The organism is Shewanella sp. S1-49-MNA-CIBAN-0167 (assembly GCF_040310145.1).
GTDB classification, from domain to species: Bacteria; Pseudomonadota; Gammaproteobacteria; order Enterobacterales; family Shewanellaceae; genus Shewanella; species Shewanella psychromarinicola.
The window spans coordinates 1-2691 of sequence record NZ_JBEOPO010000082.1 but is presented as its reverse complement, the minus strand read 5'-3'; the positions used below and the strand labels follow the sequence as shown (position 1 = coordinate 2691).

The following is a 2691-nucleotide window of genomic DNA, read 5'->3' as shown; positions in this document are numbered from 1 at the left end:
CTACCCTGATTGTGACCTCAACAGTCTCTTACCCTGGTAGGTTAGGCTAGACAAGACGTCGTTCGCCGGACGCATACGTAATAACAATGATGACCTCGTTGTTATTAATTTTTGCCTGATACGGGGCAATCATTTTACGGTAAAGTGCTTGGTCATTTTGCGGCCAACCACCAACAGCAATAAAAGAGTCTGCTTTTACAGGCCTACCTTTCATTACAGACTCCATTTGAATAACAGATTGAGCCAGTTGATCAAAATTAAAGAAAGGTTCTCTAACTTCAGTCCATCCCAAATCGTTATTAAGCAATTCTCCAGGAGGTACATCGTATTTTTTTCCCGATAATGCGGAACGGACCCCCATCAGTCTTAAATTCAGATTGGGAGAATCTCGTCGCCCAGATTGCATTATTAGCGTTCCCCCATTGGGCCGAAGTTTTTTTAACTCTTCACCTAATGACTTACCCAATTCAATATTGTCAGTGCCTATATAGGCTAGGCGTAAACTATTAGGGTCTTCGTTGATTGAAGCATCAATATCAGAGTCATAGGTAATAATCGGGATACCTGCTTCTTTAGCTCTCTTGAGGCTATTTTTAACGAGATATTTAGATTGTGTAACGGCTACAGCGATACCATCTATACCTTCATCAATCAGTTGATTTATTACCTGATCTTGCATCCTAACATTACTTATATCTGGTCCCCGATATATGCATTCAACGCCTTTTATTTGAGCCGCAGCATCTATACAGCCAGCTTTGCTTTGATCAAAAAAAACACTATTAAATTTAGGTACCACGGCAAGTTTTAATTCTTTTCCATAGACAGAAGATATGGGTATTAGACTAAAGGCAACAAACAATAAAAGTGATCTCCTCACACTCCCTCCTGAAATAAATCATAGTGCGACTCTGCTTACAATAAAACATATCAAAGAAATTCATTTAAAGATACGAGCTGAAACGGTATTACTGAACATATCAGTGTGAGCTAATCGATATTGTTGTGTTTTGAACTCCCCCATGCGTCAGGATCGCAACACCATACAAGTAACCAATGGGTTCTAATTTTAGAATGCCTGTCTTAATTTTATTGCTTGCTTGTTTTAGCTCATTCCAAGCATCAAGCGCTTTTACAGACATTCAAATGAAACTGGGTGGGGATATTAAGGCTGCGAGGACAAATACAGGCATTACGAGGTGATTTGTAAATAGATCGTAGGCTCAACAGCACCGTAATCTAAGTTAACCGTTTACCTTGAAAACGTTACATTATCACGGTCGTTTGATGGGTTTTACTGTAAATGTCACTTGTTGAGGCTTATCTTGTAAAGACCTCATAAATACAAGTTCCGAATCTGCTGGCGTAAATGTTTATCTATTTTTTCACAATCGTCTAGATGCTTAATTAACTGCATTACTGCGTCCACATAAATTTAGTGGGTCAGAGTAAACGTTCTTGTTGAAGATGATTCATTGCCCATTTTTAGGGGCGCATAACTGATTGCGATACTTTTCTTAATCATCTCTTACGAGCTAAAAACCAAATCATTAGTTCGTTTGTGTCCATAAATTCCTTGCTTGAAAATGGATAAATTCAACTTAGCATTTTCGAATAAGGCCGAAGCCGATTACAAACGAAGTCAAAAGCTAGATCGATCCCCATGGCGACTTTTCGCTGCTGTTATTTAAGTCATTAGGAAAAATGTTGCGAGGCGGCTGGGCCAATTCTTTTATAAAGAATAAAGAGGGAACTGCCGTTGGTTTCCTCTTGGTCTGGTGTGGGGGAAGCGCCACGACGTTGGTGGCCGCAGGCCATAAATGAATTAGCCCGTGCAGGGTGGAACCTTGCGAACTTAAGCGTTAGTGGCCGCAGGCCATAATATAATAAATTAAACGATTATTCGTTTAACACACCAACTAGGTTTATGATTGAATAGTCTCAATAATGAAGTGGATAAGGACTAACCATGATCATAGCTTGCCCCCATTGCGATACCTTAAATCGCGTCCCTGAAGATCGTCTTGAGCAACAACCAACCTGTGGTAAGTGCAAACAAAACCTTTTTGTTGGTGTGCCGATTGAGCTGACAGCCGCCAATTTTAGCCACCATGCTACCAAATCAGAACTACCACTGGTGGTCGACTTTTGGGCCAGTTGGTGCGGCCCTTGTAAAAACTTTGCGCCGGTATTTACCCAAGCCGCCAAAACATGGGAGCCTAAATTCCGTTTCGGAAAACTCAACACCGAAGAGCAACAAGCTTTAGCCGCGCAGTTTAATATCCGCTCGATCCCCACCCTGATGGTATTTAAACAAGGCAAAACAATCGCCCAACAATCAGGCGCTATGCCTGCATCATCATTCAACCAATGGCTCGAATCGCTGAAATAGATTTTGGACATTAGATCGGCCAGAACTCAAGTAATAACAAACGCGGCAATGACTCGCGTTTTTTTATGGCTAGTCTAAACGCAACTCAGCATTGAAATTACAAAGTCGTTCCGGGCTTACAAGCATTACTGGGATTTCGGTCGTTTTATCTGTGCAGTAGGGGATCTTGCGCTGTTATCTGCAGTGAGTTAAGCGCCTTGAGGATAGTGGCCGTTGGTCATAATCTATACCCGTGATCATTGAAAATGCTTGATTTTGTCCCAAATGGGATCATCATAGCCCCATGAAACAAATTACAC

The 2691-nt window shown here is 41.4% G+C and carries 2 protein-coding genes; one reads left to right on the top strand and one right to left on the bottom strand.

Going from position 1 to position 2691, the window contains the following annotated elements; genetic code table 11:
* Positions 1-46: 46 nt before the first annotated feature.
* On the bottom strand, positions 47-862 hold the full coding sequence (locus AAEZ00_RS20395; RefSeq protein WP_502959344.1) for a substrate-binding domain-containing protein: 816 nt from the start codon (positions 860-862) through the stop codon (positions 47-49).
* A gap of 1107 nt (positions 863-1969) precedes the next feature.
* On the opposite strand from AAEZ00_RS20395, the gene trxC reads away from it, so the two are divergent.
* On the top strand, positions 1970-2392 hold the full coding sequence (gene trxC / locus AAEZ00_RS20390) for a thioredoxin TrxC (RefSeq protein ID WP_124013673.1): 423 nt from the start codon (positions 1970-1972) through the stop codon (positions 2390-2392).
* Positions 2393-2691 lie beyond the last annotated feature (299 nt).

Excerpts from the sequence above, each read along its gene's own strand:
- trxC (WP_124013673.1), top strand. The coding sequence starts at position 1,970 with ATGATCATAGCTTGCCCCCATTGCGATACCTTAAATCGCGTCCCTGAA.